Source organism: Paracoccus yeei ATCC BAA-599, from assembly GCF_000622145.1.
Lineage (GTDB): Bacteria > Pseudomonadota > Alphaproteobacteria > Rhodobacterales > Rhodobacteraceae > Paracoccus > Paracoccus yeei.
Window position 1 is genome coordinate 7,501 of the sequence record NZ_JHWH01000002.1, and the last position, 19,698, is coordinate 27,198.

Sequence of the window (19,698 nt, forward strand, 5' to 3'; positions counted from 1 at the left end):
TCCAGAAATCCGTTCAGCGCCGCCGCATCCATCGCCAGACCCATGTCGCCCTCCCCTGCCCTGCGGCGGGCAGAGTGGCGGCCGCGCCTGGAAAGCGCAAGAGCCCGGTCCCGGATCAGCCCAGGGCGGCCAGCCAGGGAAAGGTTTCCAGCAGCCAATAGGCAAAGCTGGGGAAGGCCCCGGTCAGCAGCGCAAGGCCCACCACCACCAGCAGCGCGCCCATGATGCGTTCGATCAGCTTCAGATGCGGCTTGATGCGGTTCATCAGCCCGATTGCCCGGTTGACGAAGATGGCGGACAGCAGGAACGGGATGCCCAGGCCCAAGGCATAGACCGCCAGCAGCGCGGCGCCCCGCTGCGCCTCGGCCCCCGTCGCTGCCAGCGACAGGATCATGCCAAGCTGGGGGCCGATGCAGGGGGTCCAGCCAAAGGCGAAGGCCAGGCCCAGCAGATAGGCCCCAAGGGAACTGCCCCCCTTGTCGCCCGCGTCGATCCGCGCCTCGCCATCCAGAAACGGGATGCGGATCAGGCGCAGGAAATGCAGCCCCATTACGATCACGACCAGTCCCGCACCGCGCGCGAGCCACTCCTGCCATTGCAGGAACACCCGCCCGAAGGCCGAGGCCGCCATGCCCATCAGCAGAAAGACGGTCGAGAGCCCCAGGATGAAGAACAGCGCCGGAACCACCGCGCTGCGTTCGCCCGCGCGCAGACCGCCGACCCCGACTCCGGTCATATAGGCCAGATAGGGGGGGACGACCGGCAGGACGCAGGGCGACAGAAAGGACAGGATGCCAGCCAGCAGCGCAACCATCGCGGCGGGCAGGAAGGCGGCGTCTGCAAGCTCGATTCCCAACATGCCGCGCAGATTGCGCCATGAAAAAGGCGCGGGAAAGACCCCGCGCCTCAATCTTGTGTCATCTGCGACAATCAGCCCTGCGACCACCAGCCGCGCCGCTTGGGCCGTGACGACTCCTCGGCGGTCATCGCGGGTTCCGGCTCGGGCTGCGGCGCGGCGGGCTCGACGCTTTCCGCCACCTCGGGCTCGGCGCTTTCAGGCTCGACAGCCATCGGCTCAGGGGTCGCCTCGACGGGGGCGGGCGCCTCTTCGGCCACGGCCATCGGCTCGGCGGGCACGGCCTCAGCGTCCGGTTCCGGCGCGGGCGCAGGCTCAGCTTCCGCAACCTCTGCCAAGACCTCCTCCTGCTCGGGCTGCACGTCGGCAATCGGCAGGTCGGTCAGATCGACAGGCGCGGCGGGTTCCGCGGCAACCTCGGCCTGCTCGCCCTTGCGGCGGCGCGACCGGCGGCGGCGCGAACCGGCGCCCTGCTCGTCGCTCTCGGGCGACGCTTCGGGTGCGGCCTGCTCCTCGGCCTCGGCTTCTCCCTCGGCAACCTCGGGCGCGTCGGTTTCGGCGGATTCGTCACCCCCCTGCCCTTCGGCTTCGCCATTGCGGCCATTGCGACGGCGACGGCGGCGACGACGACGCTTGCCGTTCTCGCCACCCTCGTCGCGGTCGCCGCGCAGCTCCTCGGACTGGGCGTCATCGCCCGCAGCGCCGGACTCGTCCGCCGCGGCATCCTCGACTTCGGCGGTCAGGTCCTCGTCCTCATCCTCGGACGTGTCCTCCTCGTCGATCTGGGCCATCAGCCGTGCATCGACCGAAACGACGGGATGCGTCACCTCGGGCACGTTCCGTGTCGCGGTCTTGAACTTCTCGATGGCATAGTCGGGCGAGATCAGCGACGGGTCCGCCTCGACCCGCACCGACATGCCATAGCGCGTCTCGATGCCGGCGATATGCTCGCGCTTGGCGTTCATCAGGAAGTTCGCGACGGCGACCGGCGCCTTGACCAGCACTTCGCGCGACCGCTTGCGGGTGCCCTCTTCCTCGATGGCGCGCAGGATGGTCAGCGCCATGCTGTCGTCCGAGCGGATCAGCCCGGTGCCGTGGCAATGCGCGCAGGGCTGCGTGGTCGATTCTAGCATGCCCGGACGCAGGCGCTGGCGCGACATCTCCATCAGGCCAAAGCCCGAGATGCGGCCGACCTGGATCCGCGCCCGGTCGGTCTTGAGCTTGTCCTTGAAGCGCTTCTCGACGGCGGCGTTGTTGCGCCGCTCCTCCATGTCGATGAAGTCGATGACGATCAGCCCGGCCAGATCGCGCAGGCGCAACTGGCGCGCCACCTCATCGGCGGCCTCCAGGTTCGTCTTCAGCGCCGTGTCCTCGATCGAGCCTTCCTTGGTGGCCCGGCCCGAGTTCACGTCGATGGCGACCAGCGCCTCGGTCACGCCGATGACGATGTAGCCGCCCGACTTCAGCTGCACGACCGGGTTGAACATGCCCGCCAGATAGCTTTCCACCTGGTAGCGCGCGAACAGCGGCATCTGGTCCTGGTAGTGCTTCACGTTCTTGGCGTGGGACGGCATGATCATCTTCATGAAGTCCTTGGCCGTGCGATAGCCGCGCTCGCCCTCGACCAGAACCTCCTCGATTTCCTTCGAGTAGATGTCGCGGATCGTGCGCTTGATCAGGTCGCCTTCCTCATAGACCGGCGCAGGGGCGATGGACTTGAAGGTCAGTTCGCGGATCTGCTCCCACAGCCGCATCAGGTATTCATAGTCGCGGCGGATCTCGGTCCGGGTGCGCTGGCTGCCGGCGGTGCGGATGATCAGCCCGGCGCCTTCCGGCACCTCCAGCTCGGACGCGATTTCCTTCAGCTTCTTGCGGTCGGCGGCATTGGTGATCTTGCGGCTGATGCCGCCGCCGCGCGCCGTGTTGGGCATCAGCACGCAATAGCGGCCGGCCAGCGACAGGTAGGTGGTCAGGGCCGCGCCCTTGTTGCCGCGCTCTTCCTTGACGACCTGGACCAGCATGATCTGCCGGACCTTGATGACTTCCTGGATCTTGTAGCGGCGCGCGCGGGGCTGGCGCTTCGGCGCGCTGATCTCCTCGGCCACATCCTCCTCGGCGACGGATTCGATGCCGTCGTCCTCGGCTGCTTCCTCGTCGGCGTGCTCCTCCTCGGGGGCGGGCTCGGACGCAGCCTCGGGCAAGGCGGCATCGGGTGCGATGGCTCCCGCCTCGGGCTCGGGGTGGAAGCTCTCGGCAGGCCCGCCGTCGCCTTCGGTCGGATCGACGATGGCCATGCCCGCGATATCCTCGGACACCACCGCGTCGCCCGCATCGGCGACGGCGGGCTTGGGCCCCTTGCGGCGGCGCTGGCCACGCTTGGGCTTTTCGGCCTCGTCATTCTCGGCGGCGGCGGCCTGACGCTCTTCCTCCAGCAACGCCTTACGGTCGGCGGCGGGGATCTGGTAGTAATCCGGGTGGATTTCGGCAAAGGCCAGGAAGCCGTGGCGGTTGCCGCCGTAATCCACGAAGGCCGCCTGCAGCGAGGGTTCGACCCGCGTCACCTTGGCCAGATAGATGTTGCCCGCAAGCTGCCGCTTGTTGACCGTCTCGAAGTCAAACTCTTCGACTTTGGTTCCATCGACCACGACAACCCGAGTTTCCTCGGCATGCGTGGCGTCGATCAGCATTTTTTTTGACATGTTTCCGATTTCCGGGCAGCAGGCCGGGTCCGCGCATGGGCGGCGCCATGATCCCGCTGCTCATTGTAAGAACGCGACGCGGCACGCTGACAGCAGCAATCGCGGCATCGGGAAATCTTCCCCGGTGCCGTTCCCGATCAAGCTGCGCTGCGCGATCCATCGCGTCTGTTTACCTTTCTTGGCCCAAAGCGCAGCACCTGCGCCCCGGACGGCGATACGAATGCCCAGAGGCCCCGGGGGGCATGGGCGCTGATTTTTCCGCGCACCCGCCGTCACCCCTGTTCGGGCCGTGACCGGCTGACACGCTGCGAAACTGGCGGGGACGAACAACCATGAATTGCGACAGGCCGCCCCTTGGGGCGAAGATAGCGGGGAAGACCACGCAGTTACAATCGATTTTTCGGTCGATCCCGCAAAGGCGTCCGACAGACCGGGACGACAAGGCCGTTATTTGGGCTCAGGCTTGCAGGTCTCGGGGCTGACCATACAGACGATTACCCCGATCGTTCCCACGGTACGGCCAACGTTGTTGACCGTCGATTGACCTCGGGAAATGATTCGATCACTGCTGACCCATTCGGTAATCCCGTCCTCATAGCGCATGACCTTGACCCGGCCGTTGGCCTCGTCGATCTCCTGGATGATCGAGGGCGAGTCGCTCAGAAAGCCTTGCACGAAAACCCCGTCGCCCACGGAATATCCTCGAACGGTCGGCGCGGTCTGGACCTGCGGCGGCGGTGTCCGCGAGGTCTCTGGCGTCGTGGATTTGCTTGCCGTGCTTTCGCGCCAGGCGTCAAAGCGGGCCTGGACACTGCCGCGATGCTGTTCGGGCACCAGATGAAAACTCAACCCGATGTCATCCCGCTGCGCTTTCGTCATATGCTCAGCCAGATCGGCAAGTCCATAGACCTCGGTCTCCGTCGCAGGCTTTATCCATTTGATGTGCTTATCGTTGAAGTTGAACGGATAATAGTGATACCTCTGTCCCTTGTCGGTTTTGCCGCCCATGGCCATGGCGACGTAGTGGGACTTGGGAAAGCTGTCCGACCCAAGCAAGCTGACAATTGTTGCCGTCACCGGACTTCTGCCCTGATCCTGAAAACTCAGATGGGCCATGTCTTTCTGGACGGTCAGTTTCAGCAACTTGCTCTGATCCTTGGTCTGGAACAGGTAATTGCCCTCGGGAAATGCTCCGGTTACCCGATAAGGAGTTACAGAGCTTCTAAGATCGGCCGTGCTTTCATAGCGGCACCCTGGCAAAAGCGCCAATAGGAAGGCCAAAGCGGGAAAAATCCGGCACACGATAACCTCCATAAATTCATTGGAATATTATCATGAAAACCGATTCGCCTCAACGCCTCGGCCCGGGCGGGGGTCCTTACAAGTAATCGCTGCGGCTCAGCCCGTATTTCGCCATCTTCTCGTTCAGCGTCCGGCGCGGCAGGCAAAGCTCGTCCATCACGGCGGCGATGCTGCCCTTGTGGCGGCGCATGGTGTTGTCGATCAGCATCTTCTCGAAGCTTTCGACGTATTCCTTCAAGGGCTTGCCCTCGGTCGTGGTGGCTTCCTGCGTATCCTCGCCGTCCGCCATCAGCAACGAGGCGATGGAGCCCGAGCCGCGCCGGTTCTGCAACACTGCCCGCTCGGCCACGTTGATCAGCTGCCGCACGTTCCCGGGCCAGGGCGCCTGCAACAGCTGCGCGGCCTCCTGCGCCGTGACCTGGGGCGGCTCGCAGCCGTATTCCTCGGAAAACTGCTCGGTCATGCGGGTGAACAGCGCCAGGATGTCCTCGCCGCGCGAACGCAGCGGCGGCAGGGTGATCTTCAGCGCGGTCAGGCGATAGAACAGGTCGGGGCGCAGCGAATCCTCGGCCTTGCGGCCTTCGCCCCGGGCATTGGAAATGGCGATGATCCGGGTTTCGGCCGGGCTGCCCTGCTCGGCGATGAAAGCCAGCAGCCGCGCCTGAAGCCCGTCGGACAGCGCCTCGATGTCCTCGAGGCACAGCGTGCCCCCGCGCGCTTCCTCGACCGCAGGCAGCCCGTTCTCGACCGGGCCGAACAGCTTCGCCGCCAGAACCTCGTCGTTGTAGGCGGCGCAGGAGATCGGCACGAATTTCTTGGACGCGCGCGGCCCCACGGCATGCAGGGCGTGCGCCACCAGCGTCTTGCCGGTCCCGGTCTCGCCGTCGATCAGGACATGGCCGTCCGCCTGGCCCAGGTCCAGGATATCCTCGCGCAGCCGCTCCATCACCGGGCTTGCACCGATCAGCTTGGACATGACCTGCTGGCCTTCCGACAGGTCGCGGCGCAGGGCGCGGTTGTCCAGCGTCATGCGCCGGGCCTGGCTGGCCTTCTTGACCAGCTCGGTCAGCCGTTCGGGGTTGAAGGGCTTCTCCATGAAGTCCATTGCGCCGATCCGCATGGCCTCGACCGCCATCGGCACGTCGCCATGGCCGGTGATCATGATGACCGGCAGACCCGAATCGATCCCCATCAGGCGCTTGAGGAAGGCCATCCCGTCCGTCCCCGGCATGCGGATGTCCGAAATGATGACCCCCGGCCAGTCCGCGCCGATCACCTTCAGCGCGTCGTCGGCGCTGGCGAATGTCTCAGTGTCGAAGCCCGAAAGCGCCAGCCACTGGCTGATCGATTCGCGCATGTCGGGTTCATCGTCAACAACGGCAATCTTCATCGTGCGGCTCATGCGCGCCTACCTTTCCTTATTCCGCCGCCAGCTGCGTTCCGGCCCGTCGGCCCGGATCATGCAGCGGCAGCTCAAGTTCGAATACGGCCCCGCGGCCCCGCTCGTCCTCCGCGTTGTGCGCGGTCAGGCGTCCTCCGAAATCGGCCGCGATCCCGGACGAGATCGCCAGCCCCAAGCCCGTACCCTCGCCGGGTTTCTTGGTCGTGAAGAAGGGCTCGAACAGCCGTTCCAGGTCGGATACGCCCGGACCATTGTCCCGAACAGACAAGAATGCGTGAGAGCCCGAACTGACCGTGATCTCGATTGCCGGTTCGCGGACGCCCTTGATGGCGTCGATCGCGTTGCGCAGCAGGTTGATGATGACCTGCTCCAGCCGGATGCGGTCGCAATAGACCATGACCGGATAGCGCGGGATATTGCGCTGCAGCCGGATCGTGCGGCCGCGCAGCTGTGGCTCCATCATCACCAGCGCGCTGGACAGGGCGGCGCGCAGGTCTACCGGCTCGAAGGCCTCGCCGCCCTTCCGCGCATAGGACTTCAGCTGCCGGGTGATCGCCCCCATCCGCTCGACCAGGTCGTCGATGCGCTGGAAGCTCGACAGCGCCTCCTCGGCCCGGCCGCGCTGCAAGAGCAGCCGCGCGCCCGCCAGATAGGTCTTCATCGCGGCCAGGGGCTGGTTCAGTTCGTGGCTGACGCCGGCAGACATCTCGCCCAGCGCGGCCAGCTTGCTGGATTGCTGCACGGTCTGCTCGGCCACGCGCAGCTCGCGCTGGACCCGCTCGCGTTCGGCGATCTCGCGCGTCAGGCGCTGGTTCAGGGCGCGCAGGTCGGCCGATTCGCGCATATACGCCGCCGATTCCACCCGGGCGCGGCGCGACAGCAGGTAGAACACGGCCGCCAGCAGGATGGCGAAGCCCATGATGACCAGCGCCAGCACCGCATTCACCCGCTCGCGCACCGACTCGTAGGTGGTAAAGGCGATCATCTTCCAGCCGCGGAACGGGATGCGCGTCTCGGCCTGCATCACCGCCTTGCCCTGCACATAGGCGTCGGCCGGGGGCGAGGCCCAGTCGGCCGTCACCTGAAAGGCCCGCGCGATGGCCGAGGGGGCGGAACGCACCGCCAGCGCCTCGGGAACGGTCAAGCCCCGCCAGCGCGGTTCGGTGGACAGGATGATCTGCCCCTCGCTGTCGGTGACGGCGATGGCGTCGGAAATGCCCGCCCAGGACCGCACCAGCCGCGTCAGGTCCGCGCCGACGACGACCACGCCCAGCGTGCGCCCGTCCGCCACCACCGCCCGGGAATAGGCGAATTCATAGGCGCCCTGCGGTGAAGGCGAGACGGTAAAGACCGTGTCCTTGGACCGCAGCGATTCGACATAGAACGGCTCTTGCACATAGTTCGTGCCGATCAGGTTGCGATCGGTCGACCCCACCGTGCGCCCCGAGGCATCCAAAAGCCGGATCGAGGCCGCGCCGATTTCCTTCTGGGCCGAGATCAGCCGCGCCGAGGTGCCCGAGAAATCCTTGGCCATCAGTGCCGAAATCAGCGCCGGGTCGCGCGCCAGCAGTTGGGGCACGACCGAAGTGCGCTGCAGTTCCGACAGCAGGTTGCCCGTATACAGCGCCGAACGCAGTTCCGTCCGAACCCGGGTGTTTTCCGAAAACCGCGCCGTCAGCCAGCCGTTGGTGAACCAGATGGTGCCCACCGCCAGCACCAGCAGGGCCCCGATGATGCCGCGCAGACCCCATCGGCCCGCCCGGCCTTCGCGGCTGGCGGCGGCTGAACCGCTGGACTGGTCGATCTCGTGCATATCCCTCCGGCATCGCCTTGTCGGGCGACGATTCAGTCTAGTGCGCGAAGGGCTCCCGCTCAAGTCAGGCGGTGGCAAGCTCTTGCACGACCGAGGCAAAAAGCCGTGCGCCATCCGTCCCGCCATGGGCCGGCTCGGCCGCCCGCTCGGGATGGGGCATCATGCCCAGCACGCGGCGGTTTTCCGACAGTACGCCGGCGATGTCCAGAACCGAGCCGTTGATCGCCGGTGCATAGGCAAAGGCGATCCGGTCCTGGTCCTTCAGCGCGGCCAGCCCCTCGGGATCGATCTGGTAATTGCCGTCGTGATGCGCCACCGGCAGGCGGATATGCTCGCCCGGGGCATAGGCCCGGGTATAGGGGCTGCTCGCGCTGGTGACGGTCAGCCCGACCTCGCGGCAGATGAACTTCAGTTCCGAGTTGCGCATCAGCGCCCCCGGCAGCAGGCCCAGTTCGGTCAGGACCTGGAAGCCGTTGCAGATGCCCAGCACGAAGCCGCCCCGCGCGGCATGGTCGCGGATCGCCGGCGCGATGGGCGAATGGGCAGCGATGGCGCCGCAGCGCAGATAGTCGCCAAAGGAAAAACCGCCCGGCACCGCGACCAGATCCACCCCTTGGGGCAGGGCCGTGTCCTTGTGCCAGACCCGCGCCACATCCGCCCCCGCCTGCGTCAGCGCGACGGCCAGGTCGCGGTCGCAATTCGAACCGGGAAAGGTGATGACGGCGGCTTTCATGGCGGACACTCCGTTTTGCTCGTGCTTCCCTTACTCCAGGACCGCCCGCATGTTAAGCCGCCTTGAACGCGCGGAACCCGACGGGCACGCGCGCGACATCGGCTTTCACTGTTTTCCAAATACCCATGCGAGCGCGCCAGCGGCACTGCCGCATGGGTATTTTGCAACGAGGAAGACCGAGGCCGCGTCCCACCCGTAACGCCGGGCTATCGTTCGCACAAAAGGAAGGGGCCGAGGTTTCCCCCGGCCCCGCGCCTGCCCCTGAAAGCGATCAGGCCAGCGCCTTGTTCAGGTATTCGTCGACCTTTTCCAGATACCCCATGGTGGTCAGCCACTTCTGGTCGGGCCCGACCAGCAGCGCCAGGTCCTTGGTCATGTAGCCGTCCTCGACGGTCTGCACGGTCACGCGCTCCAGCGTCTCGGCGAAGGTCTTCAGCGCCTCGTTGCCGTCCAGCTTCGCGCGGTGCTTGAGGCCGCCGGTCCAGGCAAAGATCGACGCGATCGAGTTGGTCGAGGTCTGGTTGCCCTTCTGGTGCTCGCGGTAATGGCGCGTCACGGTGCCGTGCGCGGCCTCGGCCTCGACGGTCTTCCCGTCCGGCGTCATCAGCACCGAGGTCATCAGCCCGAGCGAGCCGAAACCCTGCGCGACGGTGTCCGACTGCACGTCGCCATCGTAGTTCTTGCAGGCCCAGACATAGCCGCCCGACCATTTCAGCGCGCTGGCCACCATGTCGTCGATCAGCCGGTGTTCGTAATGGATGCCGGCGGCCTTGAACTTGTCCTGGAACTCTTCCTCATAGACCTTCTGGAACAGGTCCTTGAAGCGGCCGTCATAGGCTTTCAGGATGGTGTTCTTGGTGGACAGATAGACCGGCCAGCCCTTCATCAGGCCATAGTTCATGGACGACCGGGCAAAGTCGATGATCGACTGGTCCAGGTTGTACATGCCCATGACGACGCCGGAACCGGGCGACTGGAACACCTCGCGCTCGATCACCTCGCCATCCTCGCCGACGAATTTCAGCGTCAGCGTGCCCTTGCCGGGGAAGCGGAAATCGGTCGCGCGGTACTGGTCGCCGAAGGCGTGGCGGCCGACGACGATGGGCTGGGTCCAGCCGGGAACCAGGCGCGGCACGTTCTTGCAGATGATCGGCTCACGGAAGATGACGCCGCCCAGGATGTTGCGGATGGTACCGTTGGGCGATTTCCACATCTGCTTCAGGCCGAATTCCTCGACCCGCTGCTCATCGGGGGTGATGGTGGCGCATTTCACGCCGACGCCGTACTGCTTGATGGCGTTGGCCGCGTCCACGGTGATCTGGTCGTTGGTGCGGTCGCGCTCCTCGATGCCCAGGTCGTAGTATTTCAGGTCGATGTCCAGATAGGGAAGGATCAGCTTTTGCTTGATGAAGTCCCAGATGATCCGGGTCATCTCGTCGCCGTCGAGTTCGACGACGGGGTTCTCTACCTTGATCTTCGACATGGGTGGTCCCTTCGGTTAGGATTCGGCTGACCGCCCTATAGCGAGAAAGAACGCCAAAGGAAAGGCTGGTATGCGATTGCATACAGTCCCCGGCCTACCGGGCGAAAAACCCCCGCGCGCTTTCGTCCAGCCAGGTCCACAGGGTCGGTGCGCCCCGCTGGATGCGCAGGCCCACGCGCTCGACCAGCTGCTCATAGGTCACGCGGTATTCGATCCAGGAGCCGCCGCCGCAGGCGATGTTCTGCATGACCGGCTGGGCCCGGTCCAGAGACTTGGCAAAGACCGCATCCGGGGTCTCGTTCGCCTCGAACTCGGCCCAAAGCGCATGCAGCTCGGCTTTCAGCGGCTGGGGCAGCAGGCCGAACAGCCGTTCGGCGGCGGCCTCCTCGGCGGCCAGTTGGGCCGCGCCATGGAGCGCGGCGCCGTTCAGCGCATGGATCGGCACGTCGCCCGCGTCGATCTCGACCAGATCGTGCAGGATCAGCATGCGGATGACCCGGCCGATGTCCACCTCGGGCCCCGCGACGGGCGCCATGACTAGCGCGTAAAGCGCCAGGTGCCAGCTGTGTTCGGCGCTGTTTTCCCGGCGGGAGCCGTCGCAAAGCGTACTGGCGCGCAGCACCGACTTCAGCCGGTCGGCCTCGGCCAGAAAGGCCAGGCGGCCTGCCAGACCGTCGGGCGGAGGGGTGCCGTCCAGCATCCCCTGCCCCGCCGCCATCGCCTCGGGCCACTCCTGCCACAGCCGGGCGCAGCGGCCGCGCGTCATGTTGTCGCGGGCGATGCCCAGATGGCCGGGCAGCGGCCGGGGCGCGGACAGGACCTGGAACAACGGCTGGACGTGGTCCATGCGCTTGGCGAAACGGGCGTCGGGGGTCAGGGCGGCCTCGAACTCCTGCCACAGCGCCAGCAGGCGCGCGCCATCCGGCAGCAGGCCGAACAGGCGGCAGGCGGCGGCACGTTCCGCCGCCTCGACCGCGGCCGCGTCGTGGTCCAGGTGGATCGGGTGGTCGCCGCAGTCGATCTCGACCAGATCGTGCAGCAGGATCATCGCGATGGCCCGGTCCGAGCCGCCGAAGACCAGCGCGTAAAGCGCGACGTGCCAGCTGTGCTCGGCGCTGTTCTCGGGCCGCGACAGGTCCATCAGCACGTTCGCCCGCTCGACCGACTTCAGCCGGTCGGCCTCGGTCAGGAAGGCGAAGCGAGCCGTCAGGTCCGACATGGCCTAGCGCGTGCTTTCGGTCAGCCGGCGGCGGACATAGGTCTGCACCTTGTCGATCATCGGCTTCATGTGCACCTCGTCGTCGCGGAAGAAATGGTCCGCGCCCTCGATCTCCTCGTGGGTAATGGTGATGCCCTTCTGCTCGCGCAGCTTGCCGACCAGGGTGTGGGTGTCCTTGGGCGGCGCCACGCGGTCGGCGGTGCCGTTGATGATCAGCCCCGAGGACGGGCACGGCGCAAGGAAGCTGAAATCGTACATGTTCGCCGGCGGCGCCACGCTGATGAAGCCGGTGATTTCCGGGCGGCGCATCAGCAGCTGCATGCCGATCCAGGCGCCGAAGGAAAAGCCCGCGACCCAGCAATGCTTGCTGTTGGGGTTCATCGCCTGCAGGTAATCCAGCGCCGAGGCGGCGTCGCTGAGTTCGCCGATGCCCTGGTCGAATTCGCCCTGGCTTCGGCCCACGCCGCGAAAGTTGAACCGCATGACGGTGAAACCCATGCGGTGAAAGGCATAGTGCAGGTTATAGACGACCCGGTTGTTCATCGTCCCGCCGTATTGCGGATGCGGGTGCAGCACGATGGCGATGGGCGCGTCGGGATTGGCCTGCGCGTGGTAACGCCCCTCGAGACGACCGTCGGGACCGGGGAAAATCAGTTCGGGCATGGGCTTCCTTTGAAACTCGGGTTTCTTGACCCTGTGGCGGCTGGGCTCTAGATCGTCAATCTGGGAAGCGCGGCTGAATCAGGCAAGACCGGGCACCGGCAAGACGCAGTCATGCACGGCGCTGGCGGATTAGCTTGATCCCTGTCTTGCGTCAACAAGGGAGACCGGGATGAAACTGTCCACAAAGGGCCGCTATGCAATGGTCGCGCTGGTCGATCTGGCCATCGCCAAGGGCGACGACCTGACCTCGCTGGCCGAGATTTCCAAGCGCCAGGACATCTCGCTGCCCTATCTTGAACAGCTGTTCGTGCGGCTGCGGCGCGCCGGGCTGGTGGAATCGGTGCGCGGCCCCGGCGGCGGCTATCGCCTGGCGCGGGCCCCCGAAACGATCCGCGTGGCCGACATCCTGGGCGCGGTGGACGAAACCGTCAGCGCGCTGCACATCGGCGCGGGGGCCTCGGGCGGGATCTCGGGCTCGCGCGCGCAGACCCTGTCGAACCGGCTGTGGGAGGGGCTGTCGGCGCATGTCTATGTGTTCCTGCACAACCACACCCTGGCGGACGTGGCCAAGAACCAGTTGCTGCCCTGCCCCGCCCTGCCCAAGATCCTGTCCATCGTGGACGACTAGGCCGCGCCCCCCCGTGGGGGGCGCGCGGCAATCCTATTGTTCGGGCAGGTCTTCGAACAGCGTGCCGATGGCGACGGTCTTTTCCGGGACGTTCAGGTTCGGGTCAGAGGCGATCATCACCGGATTGGGCGCATCGGGCAGGATCGACAGGATGCCATTCTGGCCGATCGCCACGCGCTTCTGGTGATAAAGCCCGACCGAGGGCATCAGCGCGACACCCTCGAACCCTTCGGGAACAGTGAATTCCAAGGTCACGGTGCCGTTCTTGCCCTCGGGCTTGTATTCCGGGATGGCGGCATAGATCCCGGTCGACTGGCCGCTGGTCTTCATCAGCTCGCCCCACAGGGTGTAGGGATAGCCCTCGACCAGGTTTTCGTATGTCACCTCGGCCACGATCCTGCCGCCCTCGCCCGGCAGCGCCCGGTCGCCGTCCGCGGCGTCCTTGGCGGTCACCGCGATGCGCTGGATCGCGTGGACCTGCACCACCGTCGCCGCGCTTTCGGTGTCGCGGATCTGGGCGATGGGCGTGGCATCGGCCAGGTTCGCGGCATCGACCTTGCCGTCGTAAAGCGTCAGGTAGACGGCATAGTCGATATTGTAGCGGGTGCGGTTCTGCGGCACCGGGAACAGAAGGCTGGTCTTGCCGCTGGCCGCCTCGGGCGTCAGTTCGGCAAAGGCGGGCTCGCCCACCAGCCGCTGCTCGCCTATGTGATAAAGCTGCGCGACCAGGGTATAGGTCCGGCCAGGCACCAGCCCCTCATACGCCACATCGTCGCGGGCGATGCCGCCGGTGCGCATGAAGAAGCGGTTGTCGTCGGAATCCTCGACCACGGTGCTGGTCAGCGTGACCGCGCCGTCCTGGGCCAGGGCCGGGTGAACAAGGCCGGCAAGCGCCAGCACGGCGGCGGCGGCGATCCTGCGGGCATGAGGTCTGATATGTGCATCTTGTGTCATGCGGCCCCGCTAGCCAGATCGGCCGAGTCGGTTCAAGCCGGTTGTTCCCGTGCAGGCGGCGCGGCGCCGACCCCGCCGGCATCTCCGGCGATATCCGGCTGATCCGCAGCACGCCCCCGACCCGCCCGCCATCCGTCCGGGCCGTCATGGTCACGTCACCATTCCTTGCGAAATCCGCAAGGTGCCCCTAAATGAGCCACTTCATCCGCCCCGCCCCCTTACGAGGACCGCCATGCCCGATCTGCAAACGCCCCATTACCTGATCGACCTGGCGCGGCTGCGGGTGAACATGGAACGCATCCAGACCCTGCGCCAGCAGTCCGGCGCCAAATGCCTGCTGGCGCTGAAATGCTTCGCGACCTGGTCGGTCTTCGACGTCATGCGGCCGTTCATGGACGGCACCACCTCGTCCAGCCTGTACGAACTGCGGCTGGGACACGAGGAGTTCGGCGGCGAGACCCATGCCTATTCCGTCGCCTGGGCCGATCACGAGATCGACGAGGCGCTGGGTTACGCCGACAAGATCATCTTCAACTCGCTGGGCCAGCTGGATCGGTTCGGCGCCCGCGCCAGGGATCGCGGCATCGCCATGGGCCTGCGGCTGAACCCGCGCTTTTCGACCAGCGGCTTCGACCTGGCCGACCCGGCGCGCCCCTTCTCGCGCCTGGGGGAATGGGACCTGCCGCGTCTGGAATCCGCGCTCGACCGCATCAACGGCGTGATGATCCACTACAACTGCGAAAACCGCGACTTCGACCTGTTCGATGCGCAGCTGTCGCGGATCGAGGCCGAGTTCGGGGACTTCCTGGAAAAGCTCGACTGGGTATCGCTGGGCGGCGGCATCCACTTTACCGGCGACGACTATCCGCTGGACCGGCTGGCCGCGCGGCTGCGCGCCTTTCAGGAGCGGTTCGGCGTCCAGCTTTACCTGGAACCGGGCGAGGCCAGCATCACCAAGGCCGCCAGCCTGGAAGTCACGGTGCTGGACCTGATCCACAACGGCAAGGACGTGGCCATCGTGGACAGTTCCATCGAGGCGCATATGCTGGACCTGCTGATCTATCGCGAAACCGCCAAGCTGCCGCAGGAGGGCGAGCACGCCTATCAGGTCGCGGGCAAGACCTGCCTGGCCGGCGACATCTTCGGCGAGGCGCGCTTTCCCGCCCCCCTGAAGGTCGGCGACCGCATCAGCATCGCGGATGCCGCGGGCTACACGATGGTCAAGAAGAACTGGTTCAACGGCGTCGCCATGCCCGCAATCGCGATCCGGGACGAAAACGGCACGATCCGCGAGGCGCGCCGCTTCGGCTATGACGATTACAAGGCCAGCCTGTCCTGACAGGCGCCCCCCTTCCCTGCCCGAAAAGGAGATCGAATTGCCCAAGAACGTGCTCATCATCGGCGCCGGCGGCGTCGCGCAGGTGGTCGCGCATAAGCTGGCGCAGAACGCCCGCGAATTCGGAACGCTGCATATCGCCAGCCGCACTGTCTCCAAGGCCGAGCAGATCGCCGCGAGCATCCGTGACAAGGGCCATTCGGTCGCATTCACCGCCCATCCGCTGGACGCCATGGACAGCGCCGCCGTCGCCGCGCTGATCCGCAAGATCGACGCGGGCATCGTCATCAACGTGGGCTCGGCCTTCGTCAACATGACGGTGCTGCAGGGCTGCATCGACGCGGGCGCGGCCTATATCGACACCGCCATCCACGAGGACCCCAAGAAAGTCTGCGAAACCCCGCCCTGGTACGGCAATTACGAATGGAAGCGGCGCGAGGACGTGGCCAAGGCCGGGATCACCGCGATCCTGGGCGCGGGCTTCGACCCCGGCGTGGTCAATGCCTATGCCCGTCTGGCCGAGGACGAGTATTTCGACAAGATCGACTCGATCGACATCGTCGACATCAACGCCGGTAGCCACGGCCGCTATTTTGCCACCAACTTCGACCCCGAGATCAACTTCCGCGAATTCACCGGCACGGTCTATTCCTGGCAGAATGGCGCCTGGCAGGAAAACAGGATGTTCGAGGTCGGCCGCGAATGGGACTTGCCCGTGGTCGGCAAGCAGACCGCCTATCTGTCGGGCCATGACGAGGTGCACAGCCTGTCGGCCCGCTACAAGGACGCCGACGTGCGCTTCTGGATGGGCTTCGGCGACCATTACATCAATGTCTTTACCGTCCTGCAGAACCTCGGGCTTCTCTCCGAACAGCCGGTGAAAACCGCCGAGGGGCTCGAGGTCGTGCCGCTGAAGGTGGTCAAGGCCGTGCTGCCCGACCCGGCAAGCCTGGCGCCCGACTATCAGGGCAAGACCTGCATCGGCGATCTGGTCAAGGGCACCCGCGACGGCAAGCCGGGCGAGGTCTTCATCTACAACGTCGCCGACCACAAGGAAGCCTATCAGGAAGTGGGCAGCCAGGGCATCAGCTATACCGCGGGCGTTCCCCCGGTCGCCGCCGCCATCCTGATCGCGCGCGGACCCTGGGACGTCAGGAAGATGGCCAATGTCGAGGACCTGCCCGCCCGTCCCTTCCTGGAACTGCTGGGCGAGCTTGGCCTGCCCACGCGGGTGATCGACGCCACCGGCGACCATCCGCTGTAACGCCCCGGACCATCCGGGAAGCCTGTCGAACCGCGCGGCCCGCCGGGCCGCGCGTGCCTATGGCGTGGCGGGGCAACACCTGTCATGATCGCGACATAAATCATCGTTGATTCGCGTCATGCCCGATCCATCCGACATCCCCGCCTCCGGCAAGGCCCAAGCCTCCGCCCCGCGCCTGCGCATCGGCTTTCTGCTGGCGCCGCGCTTCACGCTGTCGGCCTTTGCCACGTTCGTCGACGTGCTGCGGCTGGCGGCCGACGACGGCGACGGCTCGCGCCCGATCCGGTGCCGCTGGGCGATCCTGTCCCATGACCTTGCGCCCGTGCAGTCGTCCTGCGGCATGCGGATCGAGCCGGACGAGCGGCTGGGCGATCCGGGCCGCTTCGACTATATCATCACCGTGGGCGGGCTGATCGACGGCGGCGGCGGGCTGTCGCCGGAACAGAACGCCTTCCTGCAAAAGGAGGCGGCGGCCAAGGTGGGGCTGGGCGGGCTGTGCACCGGGGTCTTCGCCCTGGCGCGGCTGGGGCTGATGGACGGCTATCGCTGCTGCGTCAGCTGGTTCCATCACCAGGATTTCCTGGCCGAATTCGACCGGATGCGCCCGGTCTCGGACCAGATCTTCGTCGTCGACCGCGACCGGCTGTCCTGTTCGGGGGGCGTCAGCGCAGCACATCTGGCGGCCTTCCTGATCGACCGCCATCTGGGCCGGGCGGCCGCGCGCAAGGCGCTGTCGATCCTGATGATCGACGAGCCGATGGAGGGCGACCGCCCCCAGCCCGGCCTGCCGCTGGAACTGAATGCCCGCGATCCTCTGGTGCGCCGCGCCCTGCTGGCGATGCAGCAGAACCTGCATGCGCCCCTGCCCATCGCCCGCATCGCGCGCGACCTGGGCGTGGGCCGGCGCAAGCTGGAACGCCATTTCAACGCGGACCTGGGCCTGCCTCCGGCGGATGCTTCGGCGCGCATCCGGCTGGCGCAGGCGCGGATGCTGCTGGCCCGCACCGACCGCACCGTTACCCGCATCGCCGAGGAAACGGGTTTCTGCGACGCCTCGCACCTGATCCGCGTCTTTCGCGAAACCGAGGGGACGACCCCCGACCTGTGGCGGCAAGAGCGCGCGCGCAACCAGCCCGCCGAGGAATGACCGGAAAAATCCGTCCTTCGCCATTGCCTTGCTACGCAGGCTTGCCTTAACTCGACCCGCCCGGGGAAATCCCGCCCCGGTTGCGGATCGGAGGGCTATTTCTTGCAAATCGTCGGCATCTGCCGCTTTTCGCTGCTGGGCCGCGGCGACTGGGCCGCCTTCAGGACCATTCCGCCAGACAAGGCCGACGAGAACGCCGAGGCGGTCGAGGCGCGCAAGGCTTCGATCTTTGCGCCCGAGCGGCTGGAACGGCGGTTCACCACCTTCGAGCACCTGACCCTGCCCTCGATCCGGGCGCAGACTGATCCCGACTTCACCTTCGTCGTGCTGGCCTCGGAACTGATGCCGCAGCCCTATCGCGACCGGCTTGCGGCGCTTTGCGCGGCCGTGCCCCAGGTGGTGCTGCGCTTTTTCCCCGTCATCCATGCCGGCATCGCCCAAGGCCAGGTGTTCAAGGAGTTGGGAATCGACTATCGCCAGACCCTGCAGTTCCGGCTGGATGACGACGACGCGCTGTGCAACGTCTATATCCGCCGCATGCGCCAGGCGGCCGGAGGGATCGTGCCCAACGCCTTTCCCTTTGCCGCCAGCTTCCGCGACGTGCTGTTCTGTTCGGTCGGCGGCGATCACGCCGGCGTCTATCAGTGGCGATCACCGTTCTTCAGCGCGGGCGTGGCGTTGTTCCACCCCAGCGCCAGCATCTTCGGCTTTGGCCATTACGGGATGGCCGAGCGGTTCACCTCGATCTCGATCCCGGGGCACATGTCGCTTGTCACCCACAACGGGATGAACGACACGACGCTGGACGAAGGCCGGATCCGGCGCCAGAAGATGAACCTGATCGACGACGAGGCCGCCACCAAGGCCGTCGAGCGCCATTTCCCCTATCTGACGCCCGAGGCGCGGGCGGTGGCCGGCCTGCCGGTTTGATCGCGGCGCAAGGAGAAAAGGACGCCTGGTGACCCCGACAGGACTTGAACCTGTAACCTGCCCCTTAGGAGGGGGCTGCTCTATCCAGTTGAGCCACGGGGCCGCCGCGCCTCTTTTGCCCTTTGGCGGCGGGATTGGCAAGCTTGCCGCGCAGGGGCAGGTGCGGTAACGGTAACATGACGCCGACCGGAATCCCGATGACAACGAAAAGACCCCGCCGCCCCTTGACCTTGCGCGATGTCTCGGAAGCTTCCGGGGTTTCCGAGATGACCGTCAGCCGCGTGCTGCGCAACCGGGGCGATGTCTCGGCCGCGACACGCGAGAAGGTGCTGACGGCCGCGCGGACGCTGGGCTATGTCCCGAACAAGATCGCGGGCGGGTTGGCCAGCCAGCGCGTCAACCTGGTCGCGGTGGTGATCCCGTCGCTGTCGAACATGGTCTTTCCCGAGGTCCTGGGCGGCATCTCGGCGGAACTGGACGATACCGGCCTGCAGCCCGTGGTGGGGGTGACGAACTACAGCCCCTCGCGCGAGGACGCGGTGCTTTACGACATGCTCAGCTGGCGGCCCTCGGGGGTGATCCTGGCCGGGCTGGAGCACAGCCGGGCGGCGCGGGCGATGCTGGACAACGCCGGTCTGCCGGTCGTCGAGATCATGGACGTGGACGGCGAACCCATTGATACGGCTGTCGGAATCTCGCACCGCCGGGCTGGGAGCGAGATCGCGGACGAGATCTTCGGCGCGGGCTATCGGCGCATCGGCTTCATCGGCACGCACATGCCCGAGGACCACCGCGCGCGCAAGCGCCTGGCCGGGTTCGAGGCGCGGCTGGGCGAATTGGGCGTGCAACTGGCGGCGCGGGAATATTACCAGGGCGGGTCGTCCCTGAGCAAGGGACGCGAGTTGACCGAGCGCATCCTGACGCGCGAGCCAGACCTGGATTTCCTTTACTATTCCAATGACATGATCGGCGCGGGCGGGCTTTTGTGGTGCCTTGAGCGCGGGCTGGACATCCCCGGCCGGCTGGGACTGGCGGGCTTCAACGGGGTCGATCTGCTGGACGGGCTGCCGATGCGGCTGGCCACCACCGACGCGCGGCGCGTCGATATCGGCCGGCGCGCCGCCCGCATCGTCGCGGGCAAGGAGGCGCCGCCCGAAGGGGGGGTGATCGCCCTGGCGCCGACCTTCATCCCGGGCGACACCATCCGCCGGAAAACCTGAGGTTTTCCGCTGTTCCGACGGTGCACGGGGTGTACACCGGGCGTACACA

The 19,698-nt window shown here is 66.3% G+C and carries 17 protein-coding genes and 1 tRNA gene (1 of these 18 only partly in view); 6 read left to right on the forward strand and 12 right to left on the reverse strand.

Translation table 11 applies throughout. The features are described from left to right. From BU28_RS0102290 to BU28_RS0102335, 10 genes are all read right to left on the reverse strand, one after another. Window positions 1–44: the start of a PaaI family thioesterase gene (locus tag BU28_RS0102290; protein ID WP_028718007.1), read on the reverse strand. It extends 379 nt beyond the left edge of the window; the window shows 44 of its 423 coding nt (coding positions 1–44); the start codon lies at window positions 42–44; its stop codon lies beyond the left edge, outside the window. Window positions 45–115: 71 nt separating this feature from the next. Continuing rightward, window positions 116–859 (reverse strand): cytochrome c biogenesis CcdA family protein, encoded by a 744-nt coding sequence (locus BU28_RS0102295; protein ID WP_028718008.1) that lies wholly within the window; start codon window positions 857–859, stop codon window positions 116–118. Window positions 860–930: 71 nt separating this feature from the next. After that, entirely contained in the window at window positions 931–3,555 is a 2,625-nt protein-coding gene (locus tag BU28_RS0102300) for an Rne/Rng family ribonuclease (RefSeq protein WP_028718009.1), read from the reverse strand. 447 nt (window positions 3,556–4,002) lie between these two features. Further along, window positions 4,003–4,869: a hypothetical protein gene (locus tag BU28_RS0102305; RefSeq protein WP_028718010.1), complete on the reverse strand. Its 867-nt coding sequence runs from the start codon at window positions 4,867–4,869 to the stop codon at window positions 4,003–4,005. A 64-nt stretch (window positions 4,870–4,933) separates the two neighbouring features. Further along, complete coding sequence (locus BU28_RS0102310; protein WP_028718011.1) at window positions 4,934–6,259, reverse strand: sigma-54-dependent transcriptional regulator; 1,326 nt, start codon at window positions 6,257–6,259, stop codon at window positions 4,934–4,936. A 16-nt stretch (window positions 6,260–6,275) separates the two neighbouring features. Then, a complete protein-coding gene (locus BU28_RS0102315) occupies window positions 6,276–8,072 on the reverse strand; it encodes a sensor histidine kinase (RefSeq protein ID WP_028718012.1) in 1,797 nt (598 codons plus the stop codon). 64 nt (window positions 8,073–8,136) lie between these two features. Continuing rightward, window positions 8,137–8,805: a phosphoribosylformylglycinamidine synthase subunit PurQ gene (purQ, locus tag BU28_RS0102320; RefSeq protein WP_028718013.1), complete on the reverse strand. Its 669-nt coding sequence runs from the start codon at window positions 8,803–8,805 to the stop codon at window positions 8,137–8,139. A 271-nt stretch (window positions 8,806–9,076) separates the two neighbouring features. Further along, window positions 9,077–10,288: an NADP-dependent isocitrate dehydrogenase gene (locus tag BU28_RS0102325; protein ID WP_028718014.1), complete on the reverse strand. Its 1,212-nt coding sequence runs from the start codon at window positions 10,286–10,288 to the stop codon at window positions 9,077–9,079. Window positions 10,289–10,382: 94 nt separating this feature from the next. Continuing rightward, window positions 10,383–11,507: an HD domain-containing protein gene (locus BU28_RS0102330; protein ID WP_028718015.1), complete on the reverse strand. Its 1,125-nt coding sequence runs from the start codon at window positions 11,505–11,507 to the stop codon at window positions 10,383–10,385. 3 nt (window positions 11,508–11,510) lie between these two features. Continuing rightward, window positions 11,511–12,170: an alpha/beta hydrolase gene (locus tag BU28_RS0102335; RefSeq protein WP_028718016.1), complete on the reverse strand. Its 660-nt coding sequence runs from the start codon at window positions 12,168–12,170 to the stop codon at window positions 11,511–11,513. Between the two features lie 169 nt (window positions 12,171–12,339). On the opposite strand from BU28_RS0102335, the gene iscR reads away from it, so the two are divergent. Beyond that, on the forward strand, window positions 12,340–12,798 hold the full coding sequence (gene iscR / locus BU28_RS0102340; RefSeq protein ID WP_028718017.1) for a Fe-S cluster assembly transcriptional regulator IscR: 459 nt from the start codon (window positions 12,340–12,342) through the stop codon (window positions 12,796–12,798). A gap of 33 nt (window positions 12,799–12,831) precedes the next feature. On the opposite strand, the gene BU28_RS0102345 is transcribed toward iscR, so the two are convergent. Then, window positions 12,832–13,752, reverse strand: coding sequence for a VaFE repeat-containing surface-anchored protein (locus tag BU28_RS0102345; protein ID WP_143809747.1), 921 nt, complete (start codon window positions 13,750–13,752; stop codon window positions 12,832–12,834). A 232-nt stretch (window positions 13,753–13,984) separates the two neighbouring features. On the opposite strand from BU28_RS0102345, the gene nspC reads away from it, so the two are divergent. The 4 genes from nspC to BU28_RS24080 all read left to right on the forward strand — a co-directional run bounded on the left by nspC (window position 13,985) and on the right by BU28_RS24080 (window position 18,429). Then, window positions 13,985–15,091 carry a carboxynorspermidine decarboxylase gene (nspC, locus tag BU28_RS0102350; RefSeq protein ID WP_028718019.1) on the forward strand — a complete coding sequence of 369 codons (1,107 nt, stop codon included), beginning with the start codon at window positions 13,985–13,987 and terminating at the stop codon, window positions 15,089–15,091. 37 nt (window positions 15,092–15,128) lie between these two features. Then, the gene (locus BU28_RS0102355; RefSeq protein WP_028718020.1) at window positions 15,129–16,352 is read left to right on the forward strand and encodes a saccharopine dehydrogenase family protein; all 1,224 of its coding nucleotides are present in this window, start codon (window positions 15,129–15,131) and stop codon (window positions 16,350–16,352) included. A gap of 118 nt (window positions 16,353–16,470) precedes the next feature. Then, window positions 16,471–17,499: a GlxA family transcriptional regulator gene (locus tag BU28_RS0102360; RefSeq protein WP_028718021.1), complete on the forward strand. Its 1,029-nt coding sequence runs from the start codon at window positions 16,471–16,473 to the stop codon at window positions 17,497–17,499. 102 nt (window positions 17,500–17,601) lie between these two features. Further along, the gene (locus BU28_RS24080; protein ID WP_051577682.1) at window positions 17,602–18,429 is read left to right on the forward strand and encodes a glycosyltransferase; all 828 of its coding nucleotides are present in this window, start codon (window positions 17,602–17,604) and stop codon (window positions 18,427–18,429) included. Between the two features lie 26 nt (window positions 18,430–18,455). Here the strand turns inward: BU28_RS24080 and BU28_RS0102370 are convergent. Then, window positions 18,456–18,532: transfer RNA gene (locus BU28_RS0102370), tRNA-Arg, on the reverse strand. Between the two features lie 94 nt (window positions 18,533–18,626). On the opposite strand from BU28_RS0102370, the gene BU28_RS0102375 reads away from it, so the two are divergent. Further along, on the forward strand, window positions 18,627–19,649 hold the full coding sequence (locus BU28_RS0102375) for a LacI family DNA-binding transcriptional regulator (RefSeq protein ID WP_028718022.1): 1,023 nt from the start codon (window positions 18,627–18,629) through the stop codon (window positions 19,647–19,649). Window positions 19,650–19,698: the final 49 nt, after the last annotated feature.